The 16,287-nt window shown below is 68.0% G+C and carries 15 protein-coding genes; all 15 read left to right on the top strand.

The genetic code is table 11. From position 1 onward, the window contains the following. Positions 1-32 precede the first annotated feature (32 nt). The 15 genes from RHCRD62_RS17705 (at position 33) to RHCRD62_RS17635 (ending at position 16,287) form a co-directional block, all read left to right on the top strand. Positions 33-785, top strand: a complete 753-nt coding sequence (locus RHCRD62_RS17705) for a YebC/PmpR family DNA-binding transcriptional regulator (RefSeq protein ID WP_050066061.1) — start codon at positions 33-35, stop codon at positions 783-785. Between the two features lie 10 nt (positions 786-795). After that, complete coding sequence (locus RHCRD62_RS17700; RefSeq protein ID WP_050066060.1) at positions 796-1,206, top strand: hypothetical protein; 411 nt, start codon at positions 796-798, stop codon at positions 1,204-1,206. 98 nt (positions 1,207-1,304) lie between these two features. Beyond that, a complete protein-coding gene (gene ruvC, locus RHCRD62_RS17695; RefSeq protein ID WP_084734337.1) occupies positions 1,305-1,889 on the top strand; it encodes a crossover junction endodeoxyribonuclease RuvC in 585 nt (194 codons plus the stop codon). Then, complete coding sequence (gene ruvA / locus RHCRD62_RS17690; protein WP_050066058.1) at positions 1,886-2,485, top strand: Holliday junction branch migration protein RuvA; 600 nt, start codon at positions 1,886-1,888, stop codon at positions 2,483-2,485. The genes ruvC and ruvA overlap by 4 nt, the downstream gene beginning before the upstream one ends. Next, positions 2,482-3,573, top strand: coding sequence for a Holliday junction branch migration DNA helicase RuvB (ruvB, locus tag RHCRD62_RS17685; protein ID WP_050066057.1), 1,092 nt, complete (start codon positions 2,482-2,484; stop codon positions 3,571-3,573). The genes ruvA and ruvB overlap by 4 nt, the downstream gene beginning before the upstream one ends. A 70-nt stretch (positions 3,574-3,643) precedes the next feature. Next, on the top strand, positions 3,644-4,042 hold the full coding sequence (yajC, locus tag RHCRD62_RS17680; protein WP_050066056.1) for a preprotein translocase subunit YajC: 399 nt from the start codon (positions 3,644-3,646) through the stop codon (positions 4,040-4,042). Between the two features lie 120 nt (positions 4,043-4,162). After that, positions 4,163-5,860, top strand: a complete 1,698-nt coding sequence (secD, locus tag RHCRD62_RS17675) for a protein translocase subunit SecD (RefSeq protein WP_050066055.1) — start codon at positions 4,163-4,165, stop codon at positions 5,858-5,860. Positions 5,861-5,862: 2 nt separating this feature from the next. Continuing rightward, a complete protein-coding gene (gene secF, locus RHCRD62_RS17670; RefSeq protein ID WP_050066054.1) occupies positions 5,863-7,089 on the top strand; it encodes a protein translocase subunit SecF in 1,227 nt (408 codons plus the stop codon). A 3-nt stretch (positions 7,090-7,092) separates the two neighbouring features. Next, positions 7,093-8,805, top strand: coding sequence for an ABC transporter substrate-binding protein (locus tag RHCRD62_RS17665; protein WP_050066053.1), 1,713 nt, complete (start codon positions 7,093-7,095; stop codon positions 8,803-8,805). Beyond that, complete coding sequence (locus RHCRD62_RS17660; protein ID WP_050066052.1) at positions 8,802-9,359, top strand: adenine phosphoribosyltransferase; 558 nt, start codon at positions 8,802-8,804, stop codon at positions 9,357-9,359. Before RHCRD62_RS17665 ends, RHCRD62_RS17660 begins: the two co-directional genes overlap by 4 nt. A gap of 78 nt (positions 9,360-9,437) precedes the next feature. Further along, entirely contained in the window at positions 9,438-11,750 is a 2,313-nt protein-coding gene (locus RHCRD62_RS17655) for a RelA/SpoT family protein (RefSeq protein ID WP_050066051.1), read from the top strand. Positions 11,751-11,785: 35 nt separating this feature from the next. Next, entirely contained in the window at positions 11,786-12,376 is a 591-nt protein-coding gene (locus tag RHCRD62_RS17650) for a TetR/AcrR family transcriptional regulator (protein ID WP_050066050.1), read from the top strand. Positions 12,377-12,563: 187 nt separating this feature from the next. Next, on the top strand, positions 12,564-13,625 hold the full coding sequence (locus RHCRD62_RS17645; RefSeq protein ID WP_050066049.1) for a phosphotransferase family protein: 1,062 nt from the start codon (positions 12,564-12,566) through the stop codon (positions 13,623-13,625). Positions 13,626-13,652: 27 nt separating this feature from the next. Beyond that, positions 13,653-14,882, top strand: a complete 1,230-nt coding sequence (locus RHCRD62_RS17640) for an acyl-CoA dehydrogenase family protein (protein ID WP_050066048.1) — start codon at positions 13,653-13,655, stop codon at positions 14,880-14,882. A gap of 43 nt (positions 14,883-14,925) precedes the next feature. Next, positions 14,926-16,287, top strand: coding sequence for an MFS transporter (locus RHCRD62_RS17635; protein WP_050066047.1), 1,362 nt, complete (start codon positions 14,926-14,928; stop codon positions 16,285-16,287).

The following is a 16,287-nucleotide window of genomic DNA, read 5'->3' as shown; positions in this document are numbered from 1 at the left end:
ACCCAAACACACCGGGAAGAGGGAATTCACGCATGAGCGGCCACTCCAAATGGGCCACCACCAAGCACAAGAAGGCTGCGATCGACGCCAAGCGCGGCAAGGCCTTCGCGAAGCTGATCAAGAACATCGAGGTGGCGGCGCGGACCGGTGGTGGTGACCCGGCCGGCAACCCGACGCTGTACGACGCCATCCAGAAGGCGAAGAAGACGTCCGTCCCGAACGACAACATCGAGCGTGCGCGCAAGCGCGGCGCCGGTGAAGAAGCGGGCGGCGCCGACTGGCAGACCATCATGTACGAGGGCTACGGCCCCAACGGTGTCGCCGTGCTCATCGAGTGCCTCACCGACAACCGCAACCGCGCCGCGGGCGAGGTCCGAACCGCGATGACCCGCAACGGCGGCAACATGGCCGACCCCGGTTCGGTGTCGTACCTGTTCACTCGCAAGGGCGTCGTGCTTCTCGACAAGGCAGGCCGTTCCGAGGACGAGATCCTCGAGGTCGTGCTCGAGGCAGGCGCCGAGGAGATCAACGACCTGGGTGACCAGTTCGAGATCGTGTCCGAGGCCGGTGACCTGATCGCGGTGCGTACCGCACTCGTCGACGCGGGCATCGACTACGACGCCGCCGATCCCGACTTCCGGGCTTCGGTCGAGGTCCCCGTCGACGTCGAGGGCGCACGCAAGGTGTTCAAGCTCGTCGACGCGCTCGAGGAATCGGACGACGTGCAGAACGTCTACACCAACGTCGACGTCTCCGACGAGGTCCTCGCCGAGCTCGACGCCTGAGGCCGGGCCGGTGCGATTCCGGGACGACCGGAACGTTCGGTGGAGCGTCCGCCGCCGATGGCTGCCGTGGCGGCGGCGGGCGTCCGTGCCGGACTGGGGCCCCGGCTTCGACGGCAGCTCACTCGGGGACGACCCGATCAGCGCCGTCATCGGCATCGTGCTGGCGGTCCTGATGCTGCCGGTTCTGCTGCTGGCACTGGTCGTCGGCCTCGAGTTCCTGCTGCTCTTGCTGCTGGTCCCCATCTGGGTGTTCATGCGGGCCCTGTTTGGGTTGCCGTGGACGGTGGTGACACGGCGGGACGGGAAGATCGTCCACGAGGAGGCGGTTCGCGGCTGGCGGGAGTCGGCCGACCGGATCGAGGCCATCGCCGCCCAACTCCGGGACGGTCGGGACCTGGCGGCCATCCGGTCGAACCGCTGACCGGCGGACCGTGTTGGTCCGCGGTCTTGTCACCGCACGCGCCTATACTCTCGAACAGCTGTTCGTAGCGGCTGTGAGTCTTGGTGAGAGGTGGGCACGTGCGGGTGATGGGTGTCGACCCCGGGCTGACGCGGTGCGGTATCGCGCTGGTGGAGTCCGGGCGCGGCAGGCAGGTGACCGCGCTCGACGTCGACGTGGTGCGCACCCCGGCGGACATGGATCTGGCGCTGCGCTTGAACTCCGTCTACGACGCGGCGTGCCACTGGATGGACGTGCATGGCCCCGAAGTCGTGGCGATCGAACGCGTCTTCGCGCAGCATCAGGTCTCGACCGCCATGGGGACCGCCCAGGCGGGTGGTGTCATCGCGCTCGCCGCGAGTCAGCGGGGTGTGCCGGTCCGGTTCCACACGCCGTCGGAGGTCAAGGCGGCGGTGACCGGCAACGGGCGCGCCGACAAGGCGCAGGTCACCGCGATGGTGACGCGCATTCTCGGCCTCCAGGAGGCGCCTCGGCCCGCGGACGCCGCCGATGCGCTCGCACTGGCCATCTGCCACTGTTGGCGAGCGCCGATGATCGAGCGAATGGCACGCGCCGAGGCTGCAGCGGCCGACCAGAAGAGACGGTACGAGGCGCGCCTCGCGGAACTGAACAGGTCCAGGGTGAAGAAGGCAGGTACACGATGATCGCGTCCGTACGGGGCGAGGTTCTGGAGATCTCACTCGACCATGTGGTGATCGAGGCCGCGGGTGTCGGATACCGGCTCAACGCGACTCCGGCGACGATCGCGACCCTGCAGCGCGGCGCCGACGCCCGCCTGGTCACCGCGATGATCGTCCGCGAGGACTCGATGACGCTGTACGGCTTCCACGACACGGAGTCCCGCGACCTGTTCGGTCTGCTGCAGACGGTGTCCGGTGTCGGCCCTCGGCTGGCGATGGCGACCCTCGCGGTCCTCGAGCCCGAGGCGCTGCGCAAGGCACTCGCCGAGGGCAACGTCACCGCGCTGACCCGCGTACCCGGCATAGGCAAGCGCGGCGCCGAACGCATGGTCGTCGAGTTGCGGGACAAGGTCGAGGCCGTGCCCGTGGCGCCGGGGTCGCCGACGGGCGCGCCCGCCGCGGGGCCCATCCGCGACCAGATCGTCGAGGCACTCGTCGGCCTCGGGTTCCCGCTGAGGCAGGCCGAGCCTGCGACGGATTCGGTCCTCGCCGCCGACCCCGACGCCGACACCTCCCGCGCGTTGCGAGCCGCGCTCGCACTGCTGGGTAAGACGCGGTGAGCGACGACGACGGGATCGAGTTCGGCGATCCCGCGCAATCGCAGGTCTCGGCCGAGTTGGTCGCCGGCGACGGCGACATCGAGGCGAGCCTGCGTCCGTCGTCGCTCGACGACTTCATCGGCCAGCCCCGCGTTCGGGAGCAGCTCCAGCTCGTGCTCGCGGGTGCCAAGATGCGCGGCGGCACCCCTGACCACATTCTGCTGTCGGGGCCTCCCGGCCTCGGCAAGACCTCGATGGCAATGATCATCGCCACGGAACTCGGTACGTCGTTGCGTCTGACGTCCGGTCCCGCGCTCGAACGGGCCGGTGACCTCGCGGCGATGCTGAGCAACCTGGTCGAGGGCGACGTGCTGTTCATCGACGAGATCCACCGCATCGCCCGTCCGGCGGAGGAGATGCTGTACCTGGCGATGGAGGACTTCCGCGTCGACGTCGTCGTCGGGAAGGGGCCGGGCGCCACATCCATTCCGCTGGAGGTAGCCCCGTTCACCCTCGTGGGCGCGACGACCAGGTCGGGCGCACTCACCGGGCCGCTGCGGGACCGGTTCGGGTTCACCGCGCACATGGACTTCTACGATCCGCCGGAGCTGCAGCGAATCCTGTTGCGCTCGGCCGGGATTCTCGGTGTGCACCTCGGTGACGAGGCGAGCGCGGAGATTGCCGGCCGGTCCCGCGGCACCCCGCGTATCGCGAACCGGCTGCTGCGTCGCGTCCGGGACTTCGCCGACGTGCGCGCCGACGGGGTCATCACTCGCGACGTCGCCCGGGCGGCGCTGGCCGTGTACGACGTCGACCAACTCGGACTCGACCGGCTGGACCGGGCGGTGCTCAGCGCATTGGTGCGCAGCTTCGGCGGGGGACCGGTCGGTGTCTCGACACTCGCGGTCGCGGTGGGTGAGGAGCCCGGAACCGTCGAGGAAGTGTGCGAACCCTTCCTGGTGCGGGCAGGCCTGGTCGCCCGCACTCCGCGTGGTCGCGTCGCGACGGCCGCCGCGTGGGAATGGCTCGGGCTGACGCCACCGCCGGAGGCCGCGTCCGGCGGGATCGACGTGCGTGTGAATGAACCGCAGCAGGCGCTGCGGGAGTAGTGGCAGACTGTGTGGCGGGCCGGTCCACACGGGACCGGACACGGATGACCCTCGAGGACTGACTTCAACGATGGAATTGCTGTTCCCGCTCCTGATTCTCGCCCTGCTGGTGCCGATGTTCCTCGGTATCCGCCGTCAGAAGAAGGAGATGGCGAAGACCGCGGAACTGCAGGATTCGCTCAGCGTCGGTGACCGCGTCATGACGACCGCGGGTCTGTACGGCACGGTTGCGGCCCTCGGTGAGTCCACGGTCGACCTCGAGATCGCGCCGGGCGTGGTGTCCACCTGGTCCCGCATGGTCATCCGTGAACTCGTCACCGAAGACGCCGACGATCTCGACGACGATGACGATGTCGACGAAAGCGACAATGCCGACGTGAACGGCGATGCCGACACCCCCGGCGACGGCGCGGCGACCACTCTCGAGGAAACTCCCGAGCAGACGCAGCGGCGCCTCGACAAGGAATGAACCGATCGCATCCCGCTGCCGAGTGATCACACACTCGGCAGCGGTCGTGTGTAGGGCCGACGGTCCGCACTCCACTGCGGCTTCCGTGGCGGTACCGAGCAACTAGGAGAACAACGGATCGTGGCATCACCCAGCGGAGCCGTCCGGCCTGCGCGTTCGCTCGTGATCTTCGGGCTGATCGTCGCCGCGCTGTACGCGCTCGTCTTCTTCACCGGGGACAAATCACCGACCCCGAAGCTCGGCATCGACCTGCAGGGCGGCACGCGTGTCACCCTGACGGCGCGGACGCCGGACGGCAGCACTCCCAGCCAGGACAGCCTGCGCCGTGCGCAGGAGATCATCGAGACGCGTGTGAACGGTCTCGGCGTGTCCGGCTCCGAGGTCGTCATCGACGGCGACAACCTGGTGATCACCGTTCCCGGTGACGACAGTGCGCAGGCCCGCACCCTGGGTCAGACGGCGCGTCTGTACATCCGGCCGGTGCTCGGATCGCAGGCAGCCGGAGGCGCGCAGCCCGCGCCTGCGACGACTCCGGAGGGGACCACGGCGCCGGCGGCGCCCGCGGCCACCGAGACCCCGGCTGCTCCGGAGGCGACGGAGGCCCCCGCGCCGCAGAACCGTCCGTTCCCGGCACAGGCACAGGAACCGACCGCCGAGGCTCCCGCGACCGAGGCGCCTGCCCCCGAGGCAACCGATCAGACCGACGAGGCGGCCGCGGAGATCGCCGAGGCCAAGGCGACCCGCCAGAGCACCGATCCGGCCGTGCAGCAGCAGGCGATGGCCACGCTCGACTGCAACGCCTCCGATCCGCTGCAGGGCAACGACGACCCGACGCTCCCTCTCGTGGCGTGCTCGACGGACGGCACGACCGTGTACCTGCTCGGGCCGAGCATCATCGACGGCCAGGACATCTCCGATGCCTCGTCGGCCTTCAACTCGCAGCAGGCACGTCATGAGGTGTCCCTGACCTTCAAGTCGGATGCGAGCAGCACCTGGGCGCAGTTCACGGCGGCGAACATCGGCAAGCAGGCCGCGTTCACCCTCGACTCGAAGGTCGTCAGCGCCCCGGTCATCCAGGGTGCGACGCCTGCGGGCAGCGCGACCTCGATCACCGGCAACTTCACGGCCACGACCGCGAAGGAGCTGGCCAACACCCTCAAGTACGGCTCGCTGCCGCTCTCGTTCGAGGCGTCGGAGGCGGAAACGGTGTCCGCGACCCTCGGTCTCGCGTCGCTGGAGGCCGGCCTGATCGCGGGCGCGATCGGTCTCGTGCTGGTGTTGCTGTACTGCTTGATCTACTACCGGATGCTCGGCGTCCTCACGGCCCTGTCGCTGATCCTGTCGGGTCTGTTGGTCTACGCGATCATGGTTCTGCTGGGCCGCTACATCGGGTTCACCCTCGACCTCGCGGGTATCGCCGGTCTGATCATCGGTATCGGCATGACCGCGGACTCGTTCGTCGTCTACTTCGAACGCATCAAGGACGAGATGCGGGAGGGACGTAGCTTCCGCTCCGCGGTTCCCCGTGGTTGGGCGCGGGCGCGGCGGACCATCCTGTCCGGCAACGCCGTGAGCTTCATCGCCGCTGCCGTCCTGTATGTCCTCGCGGTCGGTCAGGTGCGCGGGTTCGCGTTCACCCTCGGTTTGACCACGATCCTCGACGTGATCGTCGTGTTCCTCGTGACGCACCCGCTGGTCCATCTCGCGTCCAAGTCGGCCTTCTGGTCGAAGCCGAGTGTCAACGGCCTCGGTGCGGTGACCGAGGTGGCACGTGAACGCAAGACTGCGGCCGCTGCGGCGCAGGCGAAGGAGTCCTGATCATGACGAACCCCCAGGGACCCACCGGATCGGGAACCGACACGGCCACCGCGAATCTGGCCGACGACACCGTCGACCAGACGTCGCTGCCCAAGCACGGGCTGTTCTCGCGCCTCTACACCGGCACCGGCGCCTTCGACGTCGTGGGCAAGCGCCGGATGTACTACGGGATCGTCGCTGCGCTGGTTCTGATCTCGCTCGCCAGCATGGTCTTCCGAGGATTCTCGCTCGGCATCGACTTCGAGGGTGGCTCGCGCATCCAGTTCCCGGCGGCATCGGGCGCCACCACGGAACAGGTCGAGGAGGTGTACGCCGACACCCTCGGCGAGGACCCCGTGTCGGTGCAGACGGTCGGCACCGGTGACAGCTCGACCATCCAGATCCGGTCGGTGGCGCTCGACGCCCGCCAGACTGTGGAACTCCAGAACGCACTGTTCGACGCCTTCCAGCCGGAGGATCAGAACGGCCAGCCGAGCAAGAATGCGATCAGCATCGCGGACGTCAGTGAGACGTGGGGAAGCCAGATCACCAAGAAGGCGTTGATCGCCCTCGTGGTGTTCCTTGTGATCGTCAGCATCTACATCGGAGTCCGCTTCGAGCGGGACATGGCGATCGCCGCGATCATCGCCCTGTTCTTCGACATGGTCGTGACCGCGGGCGCGTACTCGCTGGTCGGCCTCGAGGTCACGCCCGCCACGGTGATCGGCTTCCTGACGATTCTCGGTTTCTCGCTGTACGACACCGTCGTCGTGTTCGACAAGGTCGAGGAGAACACCCGAGGCGTGCTGCACACGACGAGGCGGACGTACGCGGAGCAGGCGAACCTCGCGGTGAACCAGACGCTGATGCGGTCGATCAACACCACGCTGATCAGCGTGTTGCCGGTCATCGGCCTGCTCGTCGTCGCCGTCGGCCTGCTCGGTGTCGGCACTCTGAAGGACCTCGCGGTCGTTCAGCTCGTCGGTATCATCGTCGGCGCGTTCTCGTCGATCTTCTTCGCGACGCCGATGCTCGTGTCGATCAAGGAGCGGTGGGGTCCGGTCGCGGCGCACACCCGCAAGGTCGCGGCGCGCCGCGCCGAGCGTGCTGCACGGTCCGGCGGGTCGAATTCGGTTTCCGGGGTCGCACTGGCAGGCTCGGGTGGGTCGGCGCCCGTGTTGCGTCACACCGCCGAGGCGCCCAAACCGGGTGCCCGGCCGACCGGAAAGCGCAACAAGAAGAGGCAGTAGAGCATGGTGACCTGGTGGGGTTTCGGCCACTCCCGCGGCAGGCGCGCCTCGGCGGTGGCCGCCACCTTCGCACTGATCGCGACCGGCGCGGCCTGTTCCTCCCCGGAGGACCAGGTTCCGTCGATCGGGTACGCGATCGACAACGTCGTCACCACCTACAACGCCAACACCGTCGACGGTGCGGCGAGTGGCGCGAGGCAGGCGTTCGTCCGGGTGCTGCCGGGACTGAGCTACATCGGGCCGGAGGGCACCGCGCTGTCGGATGGTGACATGGGGACGGCGACCACCGTTCCCGGCGACACACTGACCGTCGGCTACCGGCTCAACCCGGACGCCGTCTACTCGGACGGTGTCCCGGTCACGTGCGACGACCTCGTGCTGGCGTGGGCGGCGAGCAGCGGCAGGTTCGGGCAGTTCCGGTCCGCGAGTCGGGCCGGGTACACGGACATCGATCGTGTCGACTGCCAGCCCGGGTCGAAAGATGCGACCGTGGTGTTCAAACCGGGCCGGGCGTATGCCGAGTGGCCTGCCCTGTTCGGGGCGACAGCGTTGATGCCGTCGCATGTCGCGGGTCGGGTCGCGAACGTTCCGGACGTCGTGGGCGCGGTGTCCTCGGGTGACCCGGACGCGATCGGAAGGCTCGCCGAGTTCTGGAACAACGGGTGGAATCTCGTCCCGGGACAGGCGGATCCGGCGTTGTTCCCGTCGTCCGGTCCGTACCGGCTCGATTCGGTCGGCGAGAACGGCGAGGTGGTGCTCGTCGCGAACGAACGCTGGTGGGGCAATTCGCCGGGTACGGAGCGGATCGTGGTGTGGCCCAAGAACTCCGATCTGCCGTCGCACCTCGAGTCGAGTGATCTCGATGTCATCGACACGGCGCCGGGGGAGATCGAGGGATTGTCGCCGGGTGACGGCTACGACACGACCACGGCGCCCGGCCGCAGCAGCGAGCAGCTCGTGCTGGCGACGACAGGTGTCTTCGCGTCCGCCGATGCCCGCCGCGCCTTCGCGTCCTGCGTTCCTCGTCAGCGACTGTTCGACGAGTACGGGCATCCGGGCTTCGACAAGTCGTCTGGGTTGGGTTCGGGGGTCCTCGATTCCCGGCTCGCCCAGCAGGACATGCTGATCTACCCGACCGCCGCGGGTGTCGCCGACGGCCGCTACCGCGAGCCCGACGTCGACGCGGCGCGACGGTCGATGGATGCGTCCGGTCAGGGTGACGTCACCGTTCGCATCGGTTATCTCGCCCCGGACCGGCGTCGGGCCGACATCGTCGCCGCGATCGCGGAGGCGTGTGCTCCGGCGGACATCACCGTGGAGGACGCCGGCTCACCGGACTGGACGCCGGGGGCGCTGGGTTCGGGCGCGCTCGACGCGGTCCTCGCAGGCACGGCAGGGGCGCAGGGTGCCGCAGGCGTCGATTCGCTCGTGACCCCGGCGTATTCGCTCGCGACCGGAAATGGCACGAACCTGGGAGGCTTCGTCAACGGGCGCGTCACCGAGATCGCCGACCAACTCGCGGTCGACACCTCGGACGGGAGTCGCCTCAATCTCACCACGGAGGCCGAGAACATCCTGTGGTCCGAGATGCCGACGATTCCACTGTTCGCGGCCCCGCGCAGCATCTCGATCGCGCACGGTATGCACGCGGCGGTGCCGAATTCCACGATCGCCGGTTCTGGCTGGAACATGGATCGGTGGATACTTCTCAGGTGAGCACCGATCTTCCCGGCGCAGCCGGCGCCGTTTCCCTGGCATCCGAGGATGTCGCACGCCTGATCCGATGGGCCGACGACTTCCCTCAGACGGGCGTCCGGTTCGCCGACCTGACGCCCGTCTTCGCGGATGCGGATGCGTTCCGTGACGTCGTGGATGCACTGGTCGCGGTCGGCAGGCATGCCGACCTCGTCGCCGGTATCGACGCCCGCGGGTTCCTGCTCGGCGCGGGCGCGGCGCGGGCGATGGGAGCCGGCGTGCTCGCGGTGCGCAAGGCAGGCAAGCTGCCGCCGCCGGTCCATTCGTGTTCCTACTCGCTCGAGTACGGCAGCGCCACACTGGAGATTCCCGCCGACGGGATCGACCTGACCGGTCGTCGCGTGCTGGTCATCGACGACGTGCTCGCCACGGGCGGCACACTCGGCGCGGCCGTGGAACTGCTGGAAGCGGCGGGTGCCGAGGTCGTCTCGGTCGCGGTGGTCCTCGAACTGGAGGCCCTCGGTGGACGCGGCAGGCTGCCGGACCGGCCGCTGACGTCGCTGCTCACGATCTGAGGACTAAGGTTGTTGCGGGTACTCGTTCGAGCCTGAAGGTGGAACCCTGAGGCCACGACTCGGTGGGAGGTGACGGATATGACGCAGAACCTCGACAGGTCCGGGTCCGGCGGAGCGACGCCGAACGATGCGGCGGTGCCGACGTCCGCGTCGCGTCGGGTGCGGGCGCGTTTGGCGCGCCGCATCACCGCTCAGCGCAACGCGGCGATCCGTCCGGTTCTCGAGCCGCTCGTCGCGATCCACCGGGAGCTCTACCCGAAGGCGAATCTGGCGATCTTGCAGCGCGCCTACGACGTCGCCGAGGAACGGCACGCGGACCAGAAGCGCAAGTCCGGCGACCCGTACATCACCCATCCGCTCGCGGTGGCGACGATTCTCGCCGAGCTCGGCATGGACACGACCACCCTGATCGCGGCGTTGCTCCACGACACGGTCGAGGACACCGGGTATTCGCTCGAGCAGCTCACCGACGAGTTCGGTGAGGAGGTTGCGCATCTCGTCGACGGCGTGACGAAGCTCGACAAGGTGGTGCTCGGTCACGCGGCCGAGGCCGAGACCATCCGCAAGATGATCATCGCGATGGCCCGTGACCCGCGCGTGCTCGTCATCAAGGTCGCGGACCGCCTGCACAACATGCGCACGATGCGGTTCCTGCCGCCGGAGAAGCAGGCGCGCAAGGCCCGTGAGACGCTGGAAGTGATTGCGCCGCTTGCTCATCGGCTCGGCATGGCGACGGTCAAGTGGGAACTCGAGGACCTTGCCTTCGCGATCCTGCATCCGAAGAAGTACGAGGAGATCGTGCGCCTGGTCGCGGACCGGGCGCCGTCACGCGACACGTACCTTGCCAAGGTGCGGGCCGAGATCAACGCGACCCTGACGGCGTCGCGGATCAGCGCCACGGTGGAGGGCAGGCCGAAGCACTACTGGTCGATCTATCAGAAGATGATCGTCAAGGGGCGCGACTTCGACGACATCCACGACCTGGTCGGTGTGCGCATCCTGTGCGACGAGATCCGCGACTGTTACGCGGCCGTCGGTGTCGTGCACTCGCTGTGGCAGCCGATGGCGGGCCGGTTCAAGGACTACATCGCGCAGCCGCGATACGGCGTCTACCAGTCGTTGCACACCACGGTGATCGGCCCCGAGGGCAAGCCGCTTGAGGTGCAGATCCGCACCCGCGACATGCACCGCACCGCAGAGTTCGGTATCGCCGCGCACTGGCGGTACAAGGAGACCAAGGGCAAGCACGGGTCCGACACCGCCGAGGTCGACGACATGGCGTGGATGCGTCAGCTGCTCGACTGGCAGCGGGAGGCCGCGGACCCGGGGGAGTTCCTCGAGTCGCTGCGGTACGACCTCGCGGTCAAGGAGATCTTCGTCTTCACCCCGAAGGGCGACGTGATCACCCTGCCGGCGGGATCGACGCCGGTGGACTTCGCGTACGCGGTGCACACCGAGGTCGGCCACAGGTGCATCGGTGCCCGCGTCAACGGCAGGCTCGTCGCGCTGGAACGCAAACTCGAGAACGGCGAGGTCGTGGAGGTGTTCACCTCCAAGGCAGTCAATGCAGGTCCGAGTCGTGACTGGCAGACGTTCGTCGTCTCGCCGCGGGCCAAGGCGAAGATCCGCCAGTGGTTCGCGAAGGAACGCCGCGAGGAGGCGCTCGAAGCGGGCAAGGAGGCCATCGCCAAGGAGGTTCGGCGCGGGGGTCTGCCGCTGCAGCGGCTGCTCAACGCGGAGTCGATGTCGGCGATCGCCCACGAACTCCACTACGCCGACGTGTCGGCGCTGTACACGGCGGTCGGCGAGCACAATGTCTCGGCGCAGCACGTCGTGCAGCGGCTGGTTGCACAGCTCGGTGGTGTCGGCGCGGTGGAGGAGGAGCTCGCCGAGCGGTCGACGCCGTCGACGATGCCGATGCGTCCCCGTCGCGGCACCGACGCGGGTGTGCTCGTTCCCGGAGCCGAGGGCACGGTCGCGAAGCTCGCCAAGTGCTGCACACCGGTGCCGGGCGACGAGATCATGGGCTTCGTGACGCGTGGCGGCGCGGTCAGTGTGCACCGGACCGACTGCACCAACGCGAAGTCGTTGCGGGAGCAGGAGGAGCGGATCATCGAGGTGCAGTGGGCGCCGTCCGCGTCGTCGGTGTTCCTGGTGGCGATCCAGATCGAGGCACTCGACCGGCACCGGCTGCTGTCCGACGTGACCAAGGCGCTCGCCGACGAGAAGGTGAACATCCTGTCTGCGTCCGTCACCACGTCCGGAGACCGGGTCGCGATCAGCAGGTTCACCTTCGAGATGGGCGACCCGAAGCATCTCGGCCACGTTCTCAACGTCGTTCGCAACGTCGAGGGCGTGTACGACGTCTACCGCACCACGAGCGCTGCCTAACCCATCCCGAACAGTCGTTCGGTACGCTCGGGGCCATGTGTGCTGCGAAGGGGACGGTCGGGCGGCAGGTCATTCTGGACTCGGCGGTCCGGAACATGACCGAACGTGGCTACCACGGGACGTCGATGCGTGACATCGCCAGTGGTGCCGACATCACCGTCGCGTCGATCTATCACCATTTCGCGGGCAAGCAGGAGATCCTGCAGGACATCATGGTTCGCGCGTTGCACGATGCGATCGCCATGACTCGTGGAGCGCTCGTGCGGTCCTCCGGTACTCCGGCAGGCCAGCTGCAGGCGGTGGTGCGGGCCTGGATCATGTTCCACACCACGAGACAGTCCGATGCGCTGGTCGGCGCCAGCGAGATTCGCAGTCTCGACCCCGACGGCAGGCGTCTCGTGGTCGCACTGCGCGACGAGCAGGAGAGCATCTTCCGTGACGTCATCGACCGAGGCGTCGAGGAGGGTGCATTCGCGACGCCGCTACCGCGGGACGCGGCGCGGGCGATCATCAACATGGGGCAGTCGGTGTGTACGTGGTGGCGTTCCGACGGCCCGCTTACCCCGGAGGACCTCGCGCAGCGATACGCGGATCTTGCCTTGGCGATGGTGCAGGGCGCGGCCTGACCCGCACCCGGGGGAGCCGGGATTTGAGCGAACGATTGATCGGCGGTGCATCACGCACCGCCGATCTCCTGTTTGTATGCCCAGGTAGACGGGAAATCATCCCTGACTGTTGACACTGAACGTGCGCTAAGTCACTATGAACTCAGCCGAACGATCGTTTGGCTGCGAGTGACGAAGGGTATCTCCGGTGACCACATCCCCGCTCGAGACGCAGCCCGTTCTCGACCTCCCCGCGCTCGACGCCCACCTCCGTGGCGTGATCGACGGTGGTCTCGTGGGTGCCTTGACGGCGTCGCTGATCGGCGGTGGCCGCTCGAATCCCACGTACCGTCTGGCCGACGGCGCGCGGTCCTGGGTGCTGCGGCGTCCTCCGTATGGTCACGTGCTGCCGAGTGCGCACGACATGGTGCGCGAGTTCACGGTCATCCAGGCGCTCGGTGGCACTGCGGTACCTGTGCCGCGAGCCGTACACCTGTGCGAGGACATCGATGTGCTGGGTGCGCCGTTCTACCTGATGGAACTGGTTGACGGCGTCGCCGTCGGAACTCCCGAGCAGGCCGAGGTGCTCACGGCCCCCGAGCGTCGCCGGCTGGGATTCGACTTCGCGGACACACTCGCCGCGCTGCACGCCATCGACCCGGCGGCGGTCGGACTGGCCGAGTTCGGTCGCGCCGACGGCTACCTCGAGCGTCAGTTGGGCCGGTGGGAGCGTCAGTGGGAGGCGTCACGGACCGTTCCTCGTCCCGAGGTCGACGTTCTCCTCTCCCGACTGCGGAAGAGTCTGCCGGACAGTCGTTTTCCCGGGATCGTCCACGGCGACGTCAAGCTCGACAACGTGCTCGTCGACCGGACGGATCGTGGCCGGATCGTGACGCTCCTGGACTGGGAGATGGCGACCCTCGGCGACACCCTTGCCGACGTCGGTATCATGCTCGGCTTCTGGGACGTTCCGGGTGAGGCGCCGAACCCGATCACCCGCGGAATCGCTGCGATGGACGGGTTTCCCACCAGAAGCGAGATGCTCGAACGGTACGCCGCCACAAGGGGAGTCGACCTGCCGGACATCGACTGGTACGTCGTGTTCGCCGACTTCAAGATGGCGGTGATCATGGAGGGCATCGCGGCCCGGCACGCCAAGGGCGAGACCGTCGGCGACGGATTCGACGGTGTCGCCGACATGACCGCCACGTTGCTGCACCGCGCTCTCGACCAGGCCGGCCGCTCTTCGGTCCCCACGCTTCGACACTGACCCACTCCCGAACAGGACGTGACGACAATGGATTTCGAGTACAGCCCGAAAGTGCGGGACCTGCAGTCCCGGCTGACGGCGTTCATGCAGGATCGGGTCCTGCCCGCCGAGGCGATCGCCGCCGAGCAACTGGCGTCCAAACCCGACTGGTGGGGCGCCCCGCCGATCATGGCGGACCTCAAGGCCGCCGCGAAACGGCAGGGCCTGTGGAACCTGTTCCTGCCCGCCCGCGAAGGCGCGGGGTTGACGAACCTCGAGTACGCCCCGCTCGCCGAGCTGACCGGGTGGAGCCCGACCATCGCCCCGGAGGCGGTGAACTGCAACCCGCCGGACACGGGAAACATGGAACTGCTCCATTTGTACGGCACGCCGGAACAGAAGCAGGAGTGGCTGATTCCACTACTCGACGGTGAGATCCGGTCCTGCTTCTCGATGACCGAACCCGACGTCGCGAGTTCCGACGCCAACAACGTCCGGTTGGAGATCGCCGACGACGGCGACCACTGGGTGCTGACCGGACGCAAGTGGTGGTCCACCGCCGCACTACGGGAGGACAACCGGGTCGCGATGGTCATGGGCGTCACCGACCCCGACGCCCCCACCGGGTCGCGGCACTCGATCGTCCTGGTGCCCATGGACACCCCCGGAGTGACCGTCGTGCGCTCCACCACGGTCCTCGGGTTCGACGACCGGCACGAAGGCGGCCACGGCGAAATCGTCTACGACAAGGCGCGGATACCGAAGGCGAACCTGCTCGGCCCGCGAGGTCAGGGCTTCGCCGTCGCGCAGGCCCGGCTCGGTCCCGGACGAATCCACCACTGCATGCGGCTGATCGGGATGGCAGAACGGGCGATCGCCCTGATGACCGACCGGGCCCGCACCCGCGTCGCGTTCGGTAAACCCCTCGCCGACGAAGGTGTCGTGCAGGCCACCGTCGCCGACGCCCGCATCGCCGTCGACGCCGCCCGCCTGACCGTCCTGCGCGCCGCCTGGCGGATGGACGTCGACGGCGCGAAAGCCGCCCGCCACGACATCGCCGCCGCGAAAGTCCTCGTGCCGCTCACCGTCAAGAAGATCGTCGACGACGCCATCCAGATCTTCGGCGGCGCAGGCCTCTCGCAGGACACACCCCTGGCGATGCTCTACTCCCAGGCCCGGTTCCTGCAGATCGCCGACGGCCCCGACCAGGTGCACCGACGCTCCCTCGCCCGCGCCGAATTCGCCGCGACCCCCGTCCTCACCGAGGTACGCGGATGACCGCCACCCCGACCGACCACCCCCGAGCGAATCGAGACATCACATGAGCTCCGACACCGTGGACGTGACACCGCCACCCGGCACCACCACCACCGAAGCCCCGCCCAAGGCCGGCCGAGCCGCGGTCGCCGCGGCGATCTCCACGTCGCTGGAGTGGTACGACTTCTTCATCTACTCCACCGCAGCGGCGCTGGTGTTCAACTCCACCTTCTTCGCCACCGGGAGCGAAGTGGTCGCGGCGGTCAACTCGTTCGCGACGGTCGCCGTCGGCTTCATCGCGAGGCCGATCGGTGGCATCCTCGCCGGACACTTCGGTGACAAGGTCGGACGCAAGCCGGTGCTGGTCGCCGCGGTCGTGCTGATGGCCATCGCCACGTCGCTGATCGGCTTCGTTCCGAACACCGAGATCGTGTGGCTCGCGCCGATGATCCTCGTGACGCTGCGCATCTGCCAGGGTCTCGCGGTCGGCGCCCAGTGGGGCGGCGCGGTCCTGTTGGCCACCGAGAACGCGCCCGCGAACAGGCGCGGGTTCTTCGGCAGTTTCGCCCAGCTGGGTGTGCCGATCGGTGTCGTCCTCGGCAACGTCGTGTTCCTGGTCATCACCTCGACACTCGCGCAGGACGACTTCCTCAGCTGGGGCTGGCGCATTCCGTTCTGGATCAGCCTCGTGATGCTGCCGGTGGCGTTCGCCATCCACCGGTACCTGGAGGAGACCCCGGAGTTCAAGAAGATCGCCGAGAAGCTCGACGCGGCACCGGCTGTGAAGAAGTCCCCGATCATCGAGGTGCTGCGCAAGAACCCCGGCACGGTGCTCCTCGCGGCGGGTTCGAACGCGATCGGCATCATCTTCTTCTACACGATGATCACGGGCTCGGTTCAGTTCGTCACCACCTACCTCGACGTCGAGCGCTCGACCGTGCTGACGTACATCCTGATCGCCTGCGCACTGCAGATCCCGCTGGTGCCGCTGTTCGGTCACCTGTCCGACAAATTCGGGCGCAAGCTGATCTTCGGCCTCGGCACCGTCGCGATGATGGTGTGGGGTCTGCCGATGTGGCTGCTGATCGGTGGTTCCGGCCCGGACTCGGTGTGGCCGTTCGCGATCGCCGTCATCGTCGGTGTGATCGCGATGTCGTTCCAGACCGGCACCCAGGGCACGCTGTTCTCCGAACTGTTCCCCCCGGAGATCCGGTTCTCCGGTGCGTCCCTCGGCTACCAGATCTCGGCCATCATCGGCGGGTTCGCGCCGATGGTCATGGTGCTCCTCATCGGCGGGAATCCGGACAACGCCTGGAAGGTCGGCGCGTTGATCGCGGGGGCGGGCGCTGTGGGCCTGCTGTGCCTGCTCACCATCGTGCGCCGCTACCCCACGCCCGAATTCTCCACGGCTCAGGGACAGGAGTGA

Source organism: Rhodococcus sp. RD6.2 (assembly GCF_001040705.1).
Lineage (GTDB): Bacteria > Actinomycetota > Actinomycetes > Mycobacteriales > Mycobacteriaceae > Rhodococcus_G.
Note: the sequence above shows the minus strand (reverse complement) of the source record. Positions and strands in the feature narration are given on the sequence as shown.

Bases quoted from the DNA above. Each gene is read 5' to 3' on its own strand.
- RHCRD62_RS17650 (WP_050066050.1), top strand. From the start codon at position 11,786: ATGTGTGCTGCGAAGGGGACGGTCGGGCGGCAGGTCATTCTGGACTCG.
- RHCRD62_RS17635 (WP_050066047.1), top strand. From the start codon at position 14,926: ATGAGCTCCGACACCGTGGACGTGACACCGCCACCCGGCACCACCACC.
- ruvA (WP_050066058.1), top strand. From the start codon at position 1,886: ATGATCGCGTCCGTACGGGGCGAGGTTCTGGAGATCTCACTCGACCAT.
- secF (WP_050066054.1), top strand. From the start codon at position 5,863: ATGACGAACCCCCAGGGACCCACCGGATCGGGAACCGACACGGCCACC.
- RHCRD62_RS17705 (WP_050066061.1), top strand. From the start codon at position 33: ATGAGCGGCCACTCCAAATGGGCCACCACCAAGCACAAGAAGGCTGCG.
- RHCRD62_RS17665 (WP_050066053.1), top strand. From the start codon at position 7,093: ATGGTGACCTGGTGGGGTTTCGGCCACTCCCGCGGCAGGCGCGCCTCG.
- RHCRD62_RS17640 (WP_050066048.1), top strand. From the start codon at position 13,653: ATGGATTTCGAGTACAGCCCGAAAGTGCGGGACCTGCAGTCCCGGCTG.
- RHCRD62_RS17655 (WP_050066051.1), top strand. From the start codon at position 9,438: ATGACGCAGAACCTCGACAGGTCCGGGTCCGGCGGAGCGACGCCGAAC.
- yajC (WP_050066056.1), top strand. From the start codon at position 3,644: ATGGAATTGCTGTTCCCGCTCCTGATTCTCGCCCTGCTGGTGCCGATG.